Source organism: Fulvivirga sp. M361, from assembly GCF_007097395.1.
GTDB lineage: Bacteria > Bacteroidota > Bacteroidia > Cytophagales > Cyclobacteriaceae > Fulvivirga.
The window spans coordinates 182,613-201,929 of the sequence record NZ_VKDC01000006.1; the positions used below are offsets into that span (position 1 = coordinate 182,613).

General features: G+C 45.0%; 8 protein-coding genes. All 8 read left to right on the forward strand.

All coding sequences use genetic code 11. The features are described from left to right. Window positions 1–6: 6 nt before the first annotated feature. The 8 genes from FNH22_RS08110 to FNH22_RS08145 all read left to right on the forward strand — a co-directional run bounded on the left by FNH22_RS08110 (window position 7) and on the right by FNH22_RS08145 (window position 19,297). On the forward strand, window positions 7–1,497 hold the full coding sequence (locus tag FNH22_RS08110) for a RagB/SusD family nutrient uptake outer membrane protein (protein WP_143397854.1): 1,491 nt from the start codon (window positions 7–9) through the stop codon (window positions 1,495–1,497). Window position 1,498: 1 nt separating this feature from the next. Further along, the gene (locus FNH22_RS08115) at window positions 1,499–6,178 is read left to right on the forward strand and encodes a T9SS type A sorting domain-containing protein (RefSeq protein ID WP_143397855.1); all 4,680 of its coding nucleotides are present in this window, start codon (window positions 1,499–1,501) and stop codon (window positions 6,176–6,178) included. A gap of 23 nt (window positions 6,179–6,201) precedes the next feature. Beyond that, a complete protein-coding gene (locus tag FNH22_RS08120) occupies window positions 6,202–7,893 on the forward strand; it encodes a hypothetical protein (RefSeq protein ID WP_143397856.1) in 1,692 nt (563 codons plus the stop codon). 195 nt (window positions 7,894–8,088) lie between these two features. Continuing rightward, on the forward strand, window positions 8,089–8,787 hold the full coding sequence (locus tag FNH22_RS08125; RefSeq protein ID WP_143397857.1) for an RNA polymerase sigma factor: 699 nt from the start codon (window positions 8,089–8,091) through the stop codon (window positions 8,785–8,787). Window positions 8,788–9,065: 278 nt separating this feature from the next. Then, window positions 9,066–10,097 carry a FecR family protein gene (locus FNH22_RS08130; protein WP_143397858.1) on the forward strand — a complete coding sequence of 344 codons (1,032 nt, stop codon included), beginning with the start codon at window positions 9,066–9,068 and terminating at the stop codon, window positions 10,095–10,097. A gap of 22 nt (window positions 10,098–10,119) precedes the next feature. Next, window positions 10,120–13,743 (forward strand): TonB-dependent receptor, encoded by a 3,624-nt coding sequence (locus FNH22_RS08135; protein WP_143397859.1) that lies wholly within the window; start codon window positions 10,120–10,122, stop codon window positions 13,741–13,743. A gap of 21 nt (window positions 13,744–13,764) precedes the next feature. After that, window positions 13,765–15,291 (forward strand): RagB/SusD family nutrient uptake outer membrane protein, encoded by a 1,527-nt coding sequence (locus FNH22_RS08140; RefSeq protein ID WP_143397860.1) that lies wholly within the window; start codon window positions 13,765–13,767, stop codon window positions 15,289–15,291. Between the two features lie 22 nt (window positions 15,292–15,313). Continuing rightward, complete coding sequence (locus FNH22_RS08145; RefSeq protein ID WP_185154123.1) at window positions 15,314–19,297, forward strand: T9SS type A sorting domain-containing protein; 3,984 nt, start codon at window positions 15,314–15,316, stop codon at window positions 19,295–19,297. The last annotated feature ends 20 nt before the right edge of the window (window positions 19,298–19,317 follow it).

The window sequence follows — 19,317 nt, forward strand, 5'->3', positions numbered from 1 at the left end:
GATCAGATGAAAACTTATTATATAGTATTGATTACATTAATTTGTTTACAGGGTTGCGATGACTTTTTGGATGTAACCCCGGAAACGCAATTTACTCCGGCCACTTTCTTCCAGAACGAAGAGCAGGTAGACCGCGCAGTGGTAGGCGCTTATGCTAAGAATAAAGCAATCCATAATTCTTTGCAATGGAAATTTGGCGAATTTCGATCCGATAACGCCAGCTTTCAGTTTAATTCAAGTGACAGGGGAGGAATAGCCCTGGAGGCGGTGGATGAATTCATCATGAACGCCGATAACAGTGAGATCAGAAAATACTGGGAGGAAGCTTATGATGGTATTGGACGATGTAACTACGTACTTGAAAATATTGACGGTGTAAGGTTCAGTAGTACATCACAGCGAGACTTGAAAATAGGAGAAGTGCTGTTCATGCGTACCTGGTACTATTTTAACCTGGTCAGGCTATACGGTGATGTCCCTTTTGTGGAAAGTACATTCGCTACACTGGAAGAATCATTGGGTGAAGAGTTTACTACACTGGTTTCTGCAGAGGTTATCTATGACAGCCTTTTCATAGATGCACAGAGGGCGATCGATGGCCTGCCGGTACAGTGGGAACTGGAAAATACCGGTCGTGCTACTAAAGGGGCAGCTTTAATGCTAAAAGCGAAAATGCACATGACCCTCCGGGAGTTTAACGAAGCGATTCCCTTGTTGGAGGAAGTCCAGTCCATGGGATATGAGTTGCAGGATGATTACGAGTCCATCTTTAACCCTGCCAACAAAAATAATAAAGAATCCATTTTTGAGATACAGTACTCCTTTGAGTTAGGACAGGCCTCTGATTTTCTGTCCAGCTTCGTCCCTTTTAATAGTGGCGGAGACATATTGGGTGGGGTTTTCAGAGCCAATAGCAGGGCCGGCAGAAATCAACCCACACAAGACCTGATGGACCTGTACGAAGACGAGGACGAACGCAAAGCCGTAAATATCGGATTGTACATCACAGATGCCGGTGATACCATTCCCTTTATGAATAAGTACAATTATCCTTTATTGGATGCAGGAGCGCAGGATGTGAATTGGCCCATGTTCCGGTATGCCGATGCATTGCTTATGCTCGCAGAGTGTCTTAATGAAGTAAATGGGCTGGACCAGAACGCCATAGGCATTATTAACCTTATTCGTCTCAGAGCCGGAGTGCGTCCCCTTTCAGACACAAGTTCTGATCCTGATTTGGTTGTGATAACCGCTGATGATCTCCGACTGGCCATAGAAAGGGAACGAAGACTTGAGTTGGCCTTTGAAAACCATCGTTGGTTCGACCTCGTGCGAACAGGTAAGGCAGAAAGCGTAATGATCGCACACGGCACTGCTCAAAAGAATGAGAAGACCACCGTTTCAGGCGAAGCTTATACGAACATAAGAACCACCCTTGGCTATCCTACCAATCAGGTTCAGCAATTTGGATACCCCCAAAAACCTGAATGGAACTAACATGAAAAGAAGAACGGAAGATTTTAATACTAATCGTATGATAAAGAGATTTACGCTATTTATACTCATGATTATTTGTGCTGTTCAGGTTGCTGAAGCCCAGGTGATTGTTTCAGAGGATTTTGATTATACTGCTGGTTCTAATCTGGGTAATGCCAATGGCGGTACAGGGTGGGGCGGTTCCTGGCAAGCGTTAGCCACGGAAAGGACTATTGTAGATGATACCCTTAGAAATTACAGGATAGGTAAAGCCAGTGGGACTTATTTAGACCTATCAGTGACCAGTGCAGCTGAAAATCTGCGCTATCAAAGAGCGCTAGCTTCCGATATCACAGATGATGGAAATACTTACTGGCTTGGTTTTACCATGGACATAATGTCTACAGGAGGTAATGTAGCCAATTTAGTTTTACTGGATGAGAATGGTACCAGCCTTAAATTCATTATTGGCCGAATTGGTAATGGTAAGTTAGCAGTCGGAGCGCCTAATGACTTTGAAAGTATTGATGACATCAGCCCCAACCAATTGAACTGGCTTGTGGCAAAAATATCGTTTACAGGTGATACTGAAGAAGACACCGTCAGGCTTTTCGTCAACCCTGATCCGGAGATAGAGCCCACAAATGATATGGCTGGAGCTACTTTTAGCGGAACTATAATGAATACCGGAATAATTAATTCTATCATGATAAGAGCTGAAGATATCACCTCCATTACGGCAAGTTTTGATGATATATACCTTGGACAAAGCTATAATGATGTAGTCCCGGCTACAGCAGTTGATATAGCCAAATATCTACCCGTTAGAGAGAAGTTTGAATATGCCGCTGATGCTGGTATTTCCGGAAACGGAACAGCTTCGGAAGGTTGGGGTGGTCCGTGGGAGCTTACAGGAGGTGTAGAGCAGAATGTGGTCAGTCAGCAGATCAGCAATGAAAATATTCTTAGGACAACTATAGGTAACTCGCTTTTGATGGACAATGTCGCAGGCGAAACCCGGCTTACCCGGCCTTTATCGCAGACTTATGAAGACAACGGATTAACCTATTGGTTCAGTTATTTCGGTGATTTTGTGAATGCAGATGGTAATGATATTATGTTGCCTATGTTGATTAATAATGACATTGAGGTGATGGGGCCTGGCGGTCCGGGAGGACAGTTTGCGGCGAGCGGTAAATGGGACGGGGCCTTTCAATTTGGCCTGGGGAAATTTTCAGGCGGATTTGACAAGGAGGTTACTACCTTGACAGAAGATGGAGCGCACTGGCTGGTTACTTCTATTGAAACCAATGGTACCAGCGATGCGGATACATTAAGGTTATTCTTAGACCCAAATCCGGGAGTGGAGCCACAGATAGGAGATGAAGTAGCTAAATTCTGGTCGACACGATTAAACGACGGGTGGAAAGCCATAGGAATTAAAAACGGTCCCGGCAACTTAAAGACTAACATCGATGACATGTATCTGGCTATTGACTACAAGGATGTGGTTCCCGAAGACTTAGCGACAATAGATGCGCCGCCTTCGCCCGCCTTTGAAAAATTTGAGTATACAGCGGGAGCGGGGATAAGTGGTAATGGTGCCATAGAAAATGGTTGGTCAGGTCCTTGGGAATTGATAGGAGGTCCGGAACAAAATGTAGTGAATGAGTCTATTGTCAATAGCAATATTTTAAAGATCACCACCGGTAATTCACTCCTCATGGATGCCGCCGTTGGTGAAACACGTATTGCAAGACCGCTAGCGAGTACCTATGAAGATAATGGTCGTACCTATTGGATGAGCTTCTTTGCTGATTTTGCCGGTGCGGAGGGCTCGGACCTCATGACCGTCATGTTAATCAACAGTGATGCAGAAACTATGGGGCCTTCAGGTCCTAATGGTCAGTTTTTAGCTGTAGGGAAATGGAATGCTGCTTTTGAATTTGGCCTGGGGAAATTTTCCGGTGGGTTTGCCAAATCTCCGAATAACGTTACACTAGGCCAGGACGGCGCCCATTGGTTCGTGGTATCCATTGAAACCAATGGAACTTCAGATGCCGATACAGTTCGCTTGTTTTTAAATCCTGATCCTTTGGTTGAACCAATTAATGGTACAGAAACGGTAAAATATGCAGCTACACGTCTTAATGACGGATGGAAAGCAATTGGGATCAAGAATGGTATTGGAACATTAAAATCAAATATAGATGATATCCACCTTGGCAATAGCTACGGTGAGGTAGTGCCCAATGATCTTATTGACGTTGCCATACCTTCTGCTGCCTTTGAAAAGTTTGATTATGCAGGTAATGAAACCATTGAAGGTAAAGGCAACGCTGAAAATGGTTGGTCAGGCCCCTGGGAACTGGTGGGTGGCGTTGCACAAAATGTGGTATCTGATCAGGTTACTAATACAGAGATATTCAGGCAAACCACAGGCAATTCACTATTAATAGATGCAACGGCAGGTTCGACACGTTTGGCGAGACCGTTAGCCGATCGTTATGAAGACAACGGGTTGACCTATTGGATGAGCTTTTTCGCTGAGTTTAATAATACTACTGACAATGGAGTGACTACGGTCATGCTCATCAATAATGATACGGAAACGATGGGCGCTTCCGGTCCCAACGGTCAGTTTGTCACCATTGGTAAATGGACGAGTGCCGGTGCGTTAGCAGTCGGTTCATTTGGGCCATTTGAAGAATCCGTATTACCAGGTGTGGCGGAAGGTACCCATTGGTTGGTAGCCCGTATTGAAACAAATGGTACTGCGGCGAAAGATACCGTCAGATTATTCTTGAACCCAGATCCTGCTATTGAACCTGAGGTTGGAAGTGAAGTGTTGAAGTTTGCAGCTTCCGAACTTAATGGAGGTTGGGATGCTATTGGTATTAAAAATGACGGCGGTGTTATGACTACCCTGATCGATGATATCTATTTGGGCGCTTCGTATGCTGATGCCGTACCGGGAGACTTGATTGACGTTGAATTTCTTTTTACCGCTGGAACCACCTATGAACCATTCAGTTATACGGTGGACGCCAATATTGCCGGTAATGGTGACCGCTCTAATGGGTTCGGAGGGCCCTGGGTCCGGACTTCCGGAGAGGATATAACCGTTTCTGCCGGAAGTATTGAGACAGATTTTACATTATTTGAGGGAAACAAAGCCAGAGTAAATGTGATTACCGATGCCATACAATACGACCGTCCCTTATCAGGAACATTTGAAGACGATGGAAGTACTGTCTGGATGAGTTTTCTGATGGATTTTGAAACCGTAGAAAAAATCAGTTCGGAAGGTCAGCTTGTTTTGATGAATGGAACTGAAGAGGTAATAGGTTTTGGCAGAACAGAAGGGTTTAATCGGATAGGATTTACCTGGGATGATGAATCGTTTGAATTTATCTCCGACGCCACTACCGATGATGCGCATTGGGTGGTAGTTAGAATAGATATGTCTGGTGACTCCAATGCTGAGGACATTTATATGTGGGTGGACCCGGTGCCGGACTTGCAGCCCGGTGTAAATACGGCGGCTACATTCACTAACTCTACGGTGGATAAAAGGCTGGCTATTAATGAAGGCTTTGATGGTATCCGAATAAAAACAGGAGGGGGTACACCTTTCAGTTTCTTTATCGATGAGATCCGATTGGGATATTCTTATTCTGATGTGACTACCATAGAAGAAGAAGTGCCGGAAGATCTTATAGCACGTGAACAATTCAGGTACCCGGTAGGAGAATCCCTGGGTAACATCGGTTCCGCCGGTGGCCAGTGGGGAGGACCGTGGGAAGCAGTAGTGGCAGGCCCTGCCGTGATAGAAGCAGGAAGTGTTACCATCCCCGGATTGAGTTCATTAGACAATAAAGCCAGGCTGATATCAACTCCTGACTTAGGGGCACGCTATGTTCGCCCGCTGGCCACACCATTGACGGATGACGGGAATGGATATTGGTTCGGGTTTTTCGGGAATGTCGCTCCCCAGGGCGGAGTAGTGGCCCAGGGTGGTTTTGCCAGGGGAGAAGAGCCCATGGTCATTTTTGGCAAGAAGTTCAGCGATGCCAATGCTTCTATTTTGAATATAGGCGGAAATAGCCAAACGGCACAGACGGAAGTGCCTGTCGCTCAAAGCAACTGGTATGTAGTGTATCTGCAGTTTTCCGGTGACGAAGAAGCAGAAACCCTTTCCCTCTGGATGAATCCTGATCCCGAAGTTACCCCTGACTTAAACTTTCCGGATGCCACGCTGGAGGTGGGTACACTCAATGAAGGTTTTGACCATATTTTCTTCAGAACAGAAGGTGGGGCAGCGGAATATTTAATTGATGAAATACACCTCGGAACTACCTTTGAATCCATTGTTCCTCAAGGGGAAGACGGAGGGGAAGTTACAGGTATTGATGACCTGATCAATAATGCCTTTAAACTGGTGAATCATCCAAACCCTTTCTCAACGATAACCCATATTTCATACCAATTGGAAAATTCCGCTGATCTGCGACTCGCTATAGTCGACCTTCAGGGAAGAGAGGTGGTTACTTTATTGGACGGGTATCAGGTAGCCGGGAAGCATATGGTGACCTGGGACGGAAGCGATAAGAATGGGAATGCTTTACCTTCAGGGATGTACCTGTACCGGCTTACGGCCGCAGAACAGACGGTGACAAGACGCTTAATGTTATTGAAATAACAATACAATAGAACAAGCAGATCATGAGAGTTATCAGCCTATATTTCATATTGATTTTTATAAGTAATGTTCTGGTGCTTCAGGCCCAGAACATTACTGTAAACATTAATGATTATAAACACCAGTTCGAAGGAGCAGGGGTTTCCATTGGCCTGTTTATGGGGCATCATTATAGCATGAATGCTGAAAACCAGGACAAAGCGATTCAACTGATCAACAAGGACCTTAATATGAAATACCTGCAGGATTATATCGGTATTTATCCTTCCGATGACCCTGCCTATTTTGATAGAAGGGCCAATTACATAAAGGCCGCGAAAAGCTACAGGCCGGACATACAGGTGTCTATGGTAGGTAATATTTTTCCGGACGATCTGAGGCATGACATTGTAGTCAACAATAAAACATACGCCGTACTCAATACGGATGACCCGGAAATATATGATAAGTTAGCGCAATGGTACTTTGAGCTATTCAAAGGCTTTCACGATCGTGGTGTAACGGTGGATATTCTCAATGTGGTCAATGAGCCGGACCTGGCAAATTGCAACAACCAGTGCCGGAAATACCATTACGGATATGACGGAGACACTCAAAAAGGAGTCTCCATCATATTTACTGAGGCGGTCACCAAGTTCAAAGCCATGTTAAATGACCCACAAATCAACACTGCCAATATGAAAGTGCCTTTGATCATGGGACCGAGTACGATCTCTCCCAATGGATGTTTGAGTTATATAAAATATTTCAAAAAGAACTATCCCGAGGCGTGGAACCAGATTGACATTGTGGCTACCCACCAATACATCAATGGTTCAAGAGACGATCTTTTCGAGGAGATATTAGCAGAGATAGAAGGAAAAACCTTCCATCAATCAGAAACACACGCCTCCCGGTTTGCTAATCAGGCCGATAACCTGGGTAACCTCCCCATAGATGAAGACCATCGGACGGCGCTTTCTTTAGCTAACCTCTTCGGAACAGCTGTCAATAACGGCGTAAGTGCATGGTATTATTTTGAGAATAATTACCCGGATACCTTTCATCCGGGAGGGTTGATTCAGGTGGCATGGCAATCAACCAATCCCGTACCATACAAACACTATTATGCCTACAGGCAGCTTACCTCCGCCCAACCTGCGTTTTCACATGTGGTAGGTCATGACGTAACGGGTATCTCCAATGCGGAGACCACTACTTTCCGTAAAGCGGATGAAGATACTGTCTACGTGCATTTTTCAAATTTTCTGAGCGTGAATAAAAATATAACAGTGACGCTGGAAGACATCGGTGGAGCACAGACAATTAACAGTTTGAGCATAAGAAGAACAAGCAGTGCAAACGATGACGACATAGTATTGGATGAGAACTACACCGATGGACGTACTCAACTGACGTTTACCGCTGCGGGGTACTCCGTGAATACGTTGAAAATAGGATTTAACAAGGCGGTTACTTCTGTGGAAGATTTCAATAGAAAGGAAGCAATCAGTCTGTTTTACGATGATCAGGGGGTGAGCCTGATCAGCCAGGGAAACGACCCTATCATAGCATTGAGAGCTTATGATATTACCGGGCAGTTATTATTTGAGAAGGAAAATTTTAACAGTCAGGAAGTTTGGGTCCCTTACAATGCAGTAGGCCCGGGGTTAACTATTTGGCAGATTTTTAGTAAAAAGGGAATGAACATAAAGAAGAGTATGGCACCCTATTAAGCAGATACTTCCATTCGGGAAATTAATTTCGAATTGCACCCCATATTCTCCTGGCATGTTTAGTTTATTAACTTTTGCCAGCATAGTACAGTATACTATTCCCAAACCGAAACAGTACATTGATGTCCGGTCGAGAAAAGTATTTAGTACCCGGATGAATTCCTTGACCGGGTAGTCATGATTTTATGAAACCAGATGCCAGGCAAGAAACAACCCAAACTGCATATGGCAGTACCTGAAAAACAGTTCACTTCCCGGAATAACCTGGAAGATGAGAAGTTATGGGAGAGCCTTACAGAGGGTAATGAGATTGCTTTTGATAAACTATATTCTCGCTATTTTAATAAACTCTATGTTTACGGCTCCTATTTGGTATCAGACAAAGAGCTGATAAAAGATAGCATTCAGGAGCTTTTTGTTGAACTATGGAAAAACCGACATTCATTGTCGAAAGTAAAGTATGTAAAAACATATTTACACAAATCCTTCAGGCGGAAGATCTTAAAAGCTGTCAAAAAAGATGTATTCAAGGGCGCTGACCAGGAAGTGAAAGATAGCCTGCAGGTAGTCTATTCCAGGGAGAGAGAGATGATTAAAGAGCAAACCGCTGCTTACAACAAGAGATGCTTATCTAAAGCTTTTCAAAAACTTTCTCCCAGACAACAGGAAGTGATCGTGCTCAAATACTATAATGACTTTTCATACCAGGAAATTGCTTCCGTCATGTCATTGCAAAAAGTCAAATCGGCGAGAACATTTCTATATCGCGCCATCGACAGCCTGCGTTCTGAAATGGGTAAATTACCCGTTTATACTTTGACAGCATTTACAGGCCCTACGCTATTTGAAATGATGAAAAACATAGTGCTTGCCCTGCTTTTTGCCACTTTTTAGGGATATTAAACTTCCATACAGCGTTACCATTTCTCCTGTAGTGTATCGATTTCTTCTCAGATCACTTTCATTTATTTCCAGTTGTAAAAAAAACAAAAAAAAGTTGAGGGCATATTGTCACGGCCTGCCTCTATAGTTATAAGAAGACCAATTAAAAGGCACTTCTGTACATCAGGTCTGTTAGCGTGGACTTCAAAGAATGTGCCGGGGGATTATCCTGAACGAAGGATGATCCCTTCAATAGCGCATTGTAAAATGGATGATCAAGTGAAAGAAACATGAGTAAGCATTATAAATTTTTTTCTATGCAGGATTTTGCCCAGGATGATTATTTCATTCAATGGGTACAATCTCCGGACAGTGAATCGGACGCTTTTTGGAATAATTGGATAAAAGACCATCCACATAAAAAAGGGATTATCGCAGAAGCACGAATGGTGATAGCGTCTATTGATTTTAGCGCCACAGAACCCTCTGAAGAAGATTTCAGAGAAGTGAAAAGTAAAATTGACCAACAGATCCAATCTTCTGATCACGCTGATTCCTACAACAACTACCGCAACTGGGTAAGGGTAGCAGCCGTGGCGCTCGTATTAGTAATAAGTGCTTGGTTAATAATGCATAATGGCAGTCAGTCTGACCTGGTGCGTCACTCAACGGCTTACGGAGAAACCGAACATATTGTATTGCCCGACAACTCTATTGTTACCCTCAACGCTAACTCCACTTTAAGCTACCTGGACAATTGGGAGCAATCGGTAAAGCGTGAAGTGTGGCTGGAAGGAGAAGCTTTTTTTGATGTTAAAAAAATGCCTCACCTGGTGACACGGGATTCCGTGGCCTTTAAGCGTTTTCTTGTGCATTCCGGCGCAGTAAATGTTGAGGTGTTAGGTACTTCATTTAACATAAACAATCGTAAAGAGGCGCCAAAAATAGTGCTCCGTACGGGTAAGATAGCCTTAGAGATACCAACGGAAGAAGATACCTCCAAAACGTATATGTATCCGGGAGATTTTGTGCAGTATGTCGCTGCAGAACAACGGGTCATCACAAAAAAAGTTGATCCTGAGAAATATACCTCCTGGACGGATTACCGGCTCTATTTTGACGATACGTCATTGAAAGAAGTGGCTGAGATCATCAAGGATAATTATGGTAAGCAGGTCATTTTCGAAAGTGATGATCTGGAAGATATCAAACTAACGGGTACTGTTTCTACACAAAACCTGGATGTGTTTATCCATGTGATCTCTGAATCTATTGATAAACAGATCATTGCCAAAGGCAACACCCTCATAGTTAAAAACTAGGACTAATTCAAACCTAACATATATGATGAAACGACTACCAAAGACGTGGGCAGCTGGTGTATTAGTGTTGTTATGTCTGGCTTCAAATGCCTCTTCGCAGGTGGCTTCCGGGAAAGCAATGCCATCTGCAACATATCAGCCAAAGGCCTCTTCCGGATCCATGCCTTTAAAAGGGGCGCTGAAGAACATTGAAAAAGAACATAATGTTCACATCATTTTTCAAAGTATACTGGTCAAAGATCAGGAAGTAAAAACGGAGGTACTTATAGGAAAAAATGTGGAGGAAATACTTGAGGTACTTCTCTCGCCCCTGGATTTAACCTTTACCAAAGTAGATGCCCGGGACTATGTGATCAAAAGGGTAAAGAATACTCCAAAAAAAGTTAAAAAAATAAATAGATCATCGGTTGAAACATTAGAAAGGCAGGCCGGGCAAAGTGTGATAGAAGGTAAGTATCAAAAAAAAATAGCTGAAACCCGAAATCGTTTGCAGGAACGTGTCATCACGGGAAAAGTAATAGATGAAAACGGACAGGCATTGCCAGGTGTGAATATCCTGGTGAAAGGCACTACCATAGGCACAGTGGCGGACATAGAGGGAAATTATACACTTGCTGTTCCTGAAACGGCAAAGATATTGCTCTTTTCTTTTGTAGGGTACACCACAGAAACGGTGGAGATCAATGGGCGATCTGTCATTGACATAGCCATTTTTCCTGACATTACCACACTAACAGAAGTGGTGGTTGTAGCTTATGGTGAAACAGATAAGTCCGAATTGATAGGTTCAGTGGCTACTATCGAATCCAAGACCATCGACAAGTTGCCCATCACCACTTTTGAAGAAGCTTTGGCAGGTCAGGTGGCTGGGGTTAACGTAAGGTTCAACACAAGTGTGCCGGGAGGAGCCCCGTCCATTAATATCCGGGGTACCAGCTCTATCTCTGAAGAAGGTATTGGCAATCAACCCCTGTTTGTGGTAGATGGGTTTATTTATGGTAATACAAACGACCAGTTCAACAACCCACTGGCCGGGATACCTCCCGGTGACATTGCATCAATAACGGTATTAAAGGATGCTGCATCCGCCTCTCTCTATGGGTCCAGAGCCAGTGGCGGGGTAATTTTGATCACTACTAAATCCGGTAAGGCCGGCGCTACACGTGTCAGTTTTGACTCTTATGTCGGAGTGCAGGTAGTACCTGACCTGGTAAAACCAGACGTTTTAAACGCACATGAGCTGGCCCGGTTCAACCGGGAAAAATGGATGGATAAGTACTATGATGACAACGGATCATTTCCGACGGAAGAAGAAATGGAAGCCAATGATGTGATAAACCCTGCTGATTTTAATGAAGGTACCGATTGGTTTGACGAAATAACACATACTGGTATGATTCAAAACTATACCATAAGCGCCTCAGGGGGAGGTGAAAATGCCAACTATTTTATATCTGCTAATTACTTTGACCAGGAAGGGGTGGTAATACAAACCGGTTTCAGGAGATATTCCATACGGGCAAATATTGATGCAAAACTGGGAAAGAAATTCAGGTTTGGTTTTCGTATGTCTCCTTCCCAGGCGGTTTTTAAAAGAAACGGCGGTACGGATCCTCAAAGGGCGGCATTCAGTGTAGACGGTACTGTTTTGACCAGTCAGTGGTTGGGGCCGGATGTCCGGGTAAGGGACTTTAATGGTGACCTGGTTCCCTGGGAAGAGTCCCGATTGATCGCCAGTCGCCAAAATAACCCGGTATATGAGCAGCAGGTAAGGGAAAATACACAAACCACCAATCAATTTAATACTAACATTTTCCTTCAGTATGAACCATTGGAAGGTTTGATTTTAAAACCAACTTTTGGGATCAGCGTCATAGCTAACCGTACTGCCGCTTACGTACCTGAGATATTGGGAGGTGGTATAGCTCCCAGCGTTGTCAACCTGGCGCCTTCCCAGGCAGTGTTTAATTATGGAGAAAGCTTTAGGTGGCAGTCAGAGAACCTGGTGACCTATCAACGCCTTTTCAATAAGAAACATGACGTGGAATTTCTGGGGGCTTTTACGCTTCAGAAATCCAAAAGCTTTGGCCAACAGACTACCACAAGAAACCTGAATGAGCCTTTCAAATTACCAAATACCGATAACATAGAAGCCGAACTTAACAATGTTCAGGTTTTTCCGTCAGACGGTGCCAGCAGCCAGGTTTCTTTTATAGGAAGGATCAAGTATGATTTTGAAGATCGCTATTTCGCGACAGCGGCATTTCGCAGAGATGGCTCATCCCGGTTTGGAGAAGATGTGAGGTTTGCCAATTTTCCGTCATTAGCGGCAGGGTGGAGGGTGTCCAGTGAAAGCTTCTTCAAGAATTTCGGAATAGACAACATTCTGAATAATGTACTGCTTGAAGCGTCGTATGGAGAGCTTGGAAATAATAGAATTCCGGATTTCCGTGCTTTGGGTGGAGTGCGGCTGGGAGGAAACTCCTATGTGTTTGGGGGAGAACTTGCCCGGGGACGAGCTTCCGGTGGGGATGACGTGCCGAATGATGATTTGACCTGGGAGGAGACAGAAGAAATAGCCGCTGGTATTGATCTGGGCTTCTTCAATAACCGCATTGTTTTCGAAGCTGATTATTATAAACGAAAGGTTTTCAACCTTTTGAATAATGAATCTTTACCACGTGTAACAGGTTTTGACCGGGTTTTTGGCAATATCGGTGACCTGGAGACGGAAGGCCTTGAACTATTGCTCAGAACGGTCAATATGGACAAAGGCAAGTTTAAATGGAACTCCGACCTTAATGTTACCTTCAGTGAAACGATCATTACCCGCCTGGGAGAAGACAATTTTCCAATATTTCGTGAGGCCGTAAACGGTGGCAATAGCAATCTTTTTCAGATTCGGGTGGGCGATCCGTTGGGGTTATTCTATGGATTGAAGTATGAAGGTTTGTATACTGAAGATGATTTTGATGAAGACGGTAACCTGGCTCCCGGAGTGACTGGTTACAACGGAGGGGGGGGTAACCCAACCGTAGGTTCTGCAAAATTCTTCGATGCCAATGAAAATGGTGGTACAGACATTTCAGGTGACGGAGTGGTCATCGGTGATGCTAATCCTGACTTTACTTTTGGCATAAATAATTACTTCACTTACGGCCCGTTCAGCTTGAAAATACTCATGGCAGGCATAGTAGGTCAGCAAGTGTATGATAATACATCTTTACTGCTCAATAATTTTGACCCTGTAAATGGAAGAGAGGACTTAAGTACTTTTAATGTTGATTCAAATGTTAAGGACCGCTGGAGGCCCGGGGATGACCCCCGGACCAAGACCATACCCGGTACGGCAGGTGGTGACAGGCCCTGGCGATGGGCCAACAGCGCTCATGTGAAAGACGCCGGTTATCTGTCAATACGCAATATTACACTGTCATTCAATATGGCTGAGTATTTCAGCCGGCAGCTTCCCTTTTTGAAAAGCGGGTCTGTCTATTTCAGCATTCAAAATGCCTTTATTTTCTCCCCTTTTGATGGAAACCCCGAGGCCGGACGGGCCAGAGCCGGGGCGCTGAGACCAAACGTGAATTTTGGTAGCTATCCGTTGGCGCGAACGTTTACCAGCGGGCTTCGGATGACCTTTTAACCATTACTTAATCCAGTAAAGATGAAAATAAACAAATACATACACTTACTATTTCTGGCCACCGTAACCATGGCCTGCGATGATTTTCTTGAGCTGTCCCCCGAATCCCGGGTGGTTCCAAGGGACTTTCTGGATTCAGAGCTTGAAGTTGAACAGGCCGTTACCGCCATGTATCGTCAGTTTCGCAATGTATATGTGCAAGAACAATGGAAATGGGCCGAACTGAGATCAGATAATACCTCTAATGACACACTAAGTAATCGTGAAAACCCCCAGGACGTAGATGAGTTTCTGTTGGCTGCCGGGAGCGACCTCATTCGTACGTATTGGCAAGGTAGCTACCAGGGTGTCTACCGATCCAATGTTCTTATCGATGCCATGACCAGTCCTGATCCTGCCTTACGTTTTAAAAATACTACCACACGTTCAAGGGTGGAAGGAGAGGCACGGTTTTTTCGTGCTTTTCATTATTTCAACCTGGTCCGGCTATATGGTGATGTTCCGTTAATTACAATTACCGTTGGAGGAATTGGAGATAAGCCCACATTCGCCAATGTTCCCAGAGAACCGGTTGAAAACATTTATGAAACCCTCATTATTCCTGACCTTGAAAGTGCGGCAGATAATTTGCCTCGTGAATACGGCTCAACAGATATCGGTCGGGTAACAAAAGGAGCAGCACTTACGCTGCTAGGAGAGGTTCATTTGACCCGGGGTGATTATGCCAATGCTATTGTTGCCTTTGAAGAAGTTCGGGGCCTGGGCTACAGCTTAAATCAAAATTACGCTGATAATTTTGCTCCGGAGACTAAAAACGGTCCTGAATCCATATTTGAGCTGCAATTTGCACTGGATGTTCAGCAACCGGCAGGGTTTTACCGGAATTGGATTCCTGCCAATTCCGGAAACGATGTCATTCCAACCGTTAATGCGCAAGGTGAAGCAGGTAAAAATCAGCCGACCATCGATTTAATAGATACTTATCAAAACGGAGACCTTAGAGAAGCCGTGTCGGTTGCCTATTATGAGCGTCAGGAGAGCGGAGGTAACCTGATTCCGTATATCAACAAATTCAATTACGAATTCATCAATGAAGGTGGCGTGGCGGGGCAGGACATCAACCTTCCGGTTTACCGTTATGCAGATGTCTTACTGATGTTGGCTGAGGCTTATAACGAAAATAGTTTCGGAGCAATACCCGATGCGTCTATACTACTGCTAAATACCATCAGAAATCGGGCGGGTCTTTCTCCCTACATCAGGGGCATCAGTTTTAATACAGCCGAAGAGTTAAGAAGACTCATTTTGGAAGAAAGAAGATTGGAATTAGCCTTTGAAAACAAGCGCTGGTTTGATCTTATGCGTATTGAAAGTCGTTCTCCCGGCTTCACAAGAAGCTTATTGGAAGCCCATGCGGTGAAGGAAATTGAAGAAAAGGGAGATCAACTGGATGGCAATGCCTATTTCAATATAAGGCTATTGCTTGGTATACCGGGAGAAGAAGTCACGGCCTATGGATATCCTCAAAATGATGGTTGGGACATTTAAGCATTTCCAAAAGAAAAATATTATGAGAAAACATATACTAGCTGTTTTTATTTTTTTGGTTCCCATAGCACCTTTATGGGCACAGGTTATTGCCTCAGAGGATTTTGACTACACACCCGGAACTGGTATCATCGGTACATCAGGAGGGATCGGCTGGAGCGATCAATGGACCCTGGTGGGAGGGTCCGATAAAACCGTTGTGAGTGATTCCATTACTAATTATCGTACAGGTAAGAAGTCCGGCACGGCGCTGAACCTTAATTTCGCCACCGACACGGACAATATTAGGTTTGAGCGCACCTTAAACGCGCCCGTCACGGATGACGGAGGCACCTATTGGATGGCTTTTTCTGCTGATTTTCTCAATGGAGAAGGAGGGAATGTAATGCAGGTGATCTTAGCGAACGTAGCGGCTACAGGAGCTAGTGGAGGAGCAGGTCAATTGATCCGGATTGGAAAAGTGTTTGGAGGCAAACAACTTGGAGTGGATAATGGTGGGACCACCCGGATAGTCAATGGTAAAACGGCGGAAGGGCCGCATTGGTTAGTGGCTAAGATAGAGTTTACCAATAATCCGGACCCCGATACGGTAACGCTATTTGTGGATCCCGATCCGGCACAGGAACCTTTTAACTTTCAAGCCGATGCTCGACTAACTACAGGGAATTTAAATAGTGGCTTTGATGGCATAATGATCAAAACGGAGGGCGCGCCCATATTAAATGCTAACCTGGATAACATCATTTTGGCCAATAGTTATGCTGATATTATACCTCAGGGGGCCAGGACCATAGAAAAATATCGACAGGTAATTGAGAAATTTGATTATGCTGGGGGAGAAGGCATTAATGGAAAAGGTACGATAGAAGACGGTTGGGCAGGACCCTGGGAAGTACTTGGTACGGGCTTCGATCATTCCATTGTAAATGATAGTATAATCAATGAATCTATCTTAAAAGCTACTTCTTCCAATGCGCTTAAACTGGATTTGGGTAGCGGTGCGTCAAGAATAAAGCGACCATTGGCAGCGCATTATAAAGATAACGGATTAGACTACTGGCTCAGCTTTTCCGCTGATTTTTCCAATGCAGTCACCGGTAATGTGATGAACGTAATGTTAGTGGATAATCCTTCACAAACCCTGGGAGCAGGCGGGCCCGGTGGGCAGCTTTTGAGAATAGGTAAAATGTTCAATGACGAAACCATAGGAATAGATTCAAGGAACGGTGGTTTGGTAGCAGTAGCGGGAGAAGCCAATAAGGCGCATTGGTTTGTAGTGAAGATCGAGACCAGTGGCGATGCTGATGGTGACACAGTTCGTGTGTTCCTCAACCCCGAGCCTGGAATAGAGCCCCTGGCAGGAGAAGAAACCCTCAAATTTTCCCAGGGAGTATTAAATGAAGGCTGGCAGGCCATTGGTGTTAAAATTGAAGGCAGCCCAAACACGCTCACCACACTTTTGGACGACATTTATTTGGCGCTGGATTACCAGGACGTCATCCCGGGTGACCTCTCAATAGTTGATAGCGCTCCGTTGCCGGCTTTTGACAAATTCGCATACACTACGACCGATACGTTGAGAACGTCAGAACCCATTGGTGGCCGGCAGGATGGCTGGAATGGCCCCTGGAAAGCGTTAAAAGGGGAAACTTATATTGCCACGGATAGTATTGCTAATTTTCAGCCGGATGTTTTAAAAACCACAGGGCCAAATGCCATGGACCTGGATATGCTAAGTTCAGTAAATGAGATCAGAGCATACCGGGGATTTGAAACGTCATACCCTGACAATGGCCGTACCTATTGGCTGGGGTACTGGGCAAAATCCCGACGGAATGCCACAGGCAATGTGTCACAAATTCTATTGTGCGATACATCTTCCGTAGCTGCATCAGGTCCCGGAGGTCAGTTGTTGGGAGTTGGTGTCAGTTTTAGTAATAATAACATTCAATTTGATCGTGGAGCAGGTACCAGAGATTCAGGAATGGCAGGAGATACCAGTCGATGGGTGGTAATGAAAATTACCACAACGGGCGACCTCAACGACGAGCAGGTAAAGCTCTTCATTGATCCTGCTCCGGGGACTGAACCGGATGATGGTGAGGCGGTGGCCGAGGTTACCGTAAATACCTTGAACAATGGCTGGAATGGTGTTATGATCAAGCACGAAGGGCCTCAAGGACTACGTACAATTGTAGATAATATCTATACAGGTAACTCTTTTGCCGAAATCACTCCGGACGACCTGATAGACCTGGAGCCGATAGTAATACCAGGCGCAGGCTACGAAGCTTTTAGCTATGAGGCAGGAACAACGCTCGAAGGAGCAGGAGTAAATCCACCAGCCCCCTGGACATCGGCCTGGTTGAAAATCTCCGGCAACGATGCTGTGATCAATGCAGAGAGCCTGGACAATAACCTGACGGTGATTGAAGGCGGGAGCGTAACCCTATCCATCAGTGAAGGAGAGCAGGACACCACAGTCTTTGATAGAAAGGTACGTCCTCGTTTGAATGATGACGGTGAAGCCATATGGCTAAGCTTTTTAATGGAGTCCGTTGACTTTCAGGTGAGCAAATCCAGCCGGTTAAGCCTGTTAAATGGGGAACAGGAAATAATAGGCTTTGGCGGCGTGTCAGGGCTTAGCGCTTTGGGAGTCGTGTGGCCCGGAGGTGTTAAAGCCTCATCTATAGAAGTACAGGGGCTCCATTGGGTGGTAGTCAAAATTGAGCTTTCAGGCAGTGAAGGCGCAGATACCGTACGCATGTGGATCGACCCGGAGCCAACAATACCACCGGAGGAGTCTCTGGCTGATATCATCGTAGATGGAAAAACAAGTCCTGATTTCTTTTTTGAAGGTTTCGATGGGATCCGCCTGAGTATGCAAGGATTCACTCCATCTGAGGCCAGTTTTGATGAAATCCGATTTGGTATTAGCTTCGGAGATGTGAGCCTGTTGCAGGAGGAAGTAGATCCGGACCTCATTGCCAGAGATATATTTGCCTATAGCCCCGGAGCGCTCTCCGGCCAGGGAGCAGAAAACGATCAGTGGGCCGGTCCATGGGAATTCGTTGGTTCTGAGGAAGCAGGTGTGATCGCTACAGGCGCATTGGAAGTACCTGGAATAGTAGGTACCAGTAACCGGGCCGTGCTGATCAATGATCTGGGCAATGTTCGTTATGTGCGAAAACTGAAAACACCCATATCGGATGATGGCAACGAATATTGGCTGAGCGCCTTAGTGGATTTTGGAGAAGGCAGCAATGCAGCTGGAAATGTCGGTCAACTTTACCTGTGGAGTGATGGCTTTAATGCTCCTCTGGACCAAAGACTTGCCATCGGCAGGACCTTTGATAACACGGAAGGCAAGATTGGCTTCTTCGACAGGGCTGCAGGTAGGCGTGTAAAGAGCGAAATGAAAGCAACCGGTAGTTTTTGGCTGGTAATGAAGCTTCAAATGAGTGGTGATGCAGAGGCCGACAGCGCATGGTTATGGATTAACCCCGACCCGGAACTTACGGATCCTGACCTGGCCGATGCCGTGGCTAATATAGCTTCAGCTTCTTTGAATGATGGTTTTGCCGGTATATTCTTAAAGTCAGAAGGAAATCCTTCACTCACCACTTCCTTTGATGACATTAGGTTGGGCACTACGTACAGCTCTGTTACACCCGCATCATCTTCAGGGGGTGGTAACCCTGTAACAGGATGGGAAGATGTAGTGAAAAATAAAGGAAACATCACGAACTACCCTAATCCGTTTCGTAAACGGACAACCATTTCCTATACCATTGAAAAACCTTCAGATATAAAAATTTTAATCGTCAGCCTGCAAGGTAAAATAGTCAGGACGTTGGTGGACAGGTTTTCTTCTGCGGGTACTTTTTACTCCGAATGGGATGGAACAGATCAAAACGGTGATCATGTGGCACAAGGTGTATATTTCTACCGTTTGTGGGATGGAGAAAGTTTTGGGACACGACGACTTGTTCTGATCAACGACTAATGAATACGAATGATAAAGTA

Excerpts from the sequence above, each read along its gene's own strand:
- FNH22_RS08110 (WP_143397854.1), top strand. The coding sequence starts at position 7 with ATGAAAACTTATTATATAGTATTGATTACATTAATTTGTTTACAGGGT.
- FNH22_RS08115 (WP_143397855.1), top strand. The coding sequence starts at position 1,499 with ATGAAAAGAAGAACGGAAGATTTTAATACTAATCGTATGATAAAGAGA.
- FNH22_RS08120 (WP_143397856.1), top strand. The coding sequence starts at position 6,202 with ATGAGAGTTATCAGCCTATATTTCATATTGATTTTTATAAGTAATGTT.
- FNH22_RS08125 (WP_143397857.1), top strand. The coding sequence starts at position 8,089 with ATGCCAGGCAAGAAACAACCCAAACTGCATATGGCAGTACCTGAAAAA.
- FNH22_RS08130 (WP_143397858.1), top strand. The coding sequence starts at position 9,066 with ATGAGTAAGCATTATAAATTTTTTTCTATGCAGGATTTTGCCCAGGAT.
- FNH22_RS08135 (WP_143397859.1), top strand. The coding sequence starts at position 10,120 with ATGATGAAACGACTACCAAAGACGTGGGCAGCTGGTGTATTAGTGTTG.
- FNH22_RS08140 (WP_143397860.1), top strand. The coding sequence starts at position 13,765 with ATGAAAATAAACAAATACATACACTTACTATTTCTGGCCACCGTAACC.
- FNH22_RS08145 (WP_185154123.1), top strand. The coding sequence starts at position 15,314 with ATGAGAAAACATATACTAGCTGTTTTTATTTTTTTGGTTCCCATAGCA.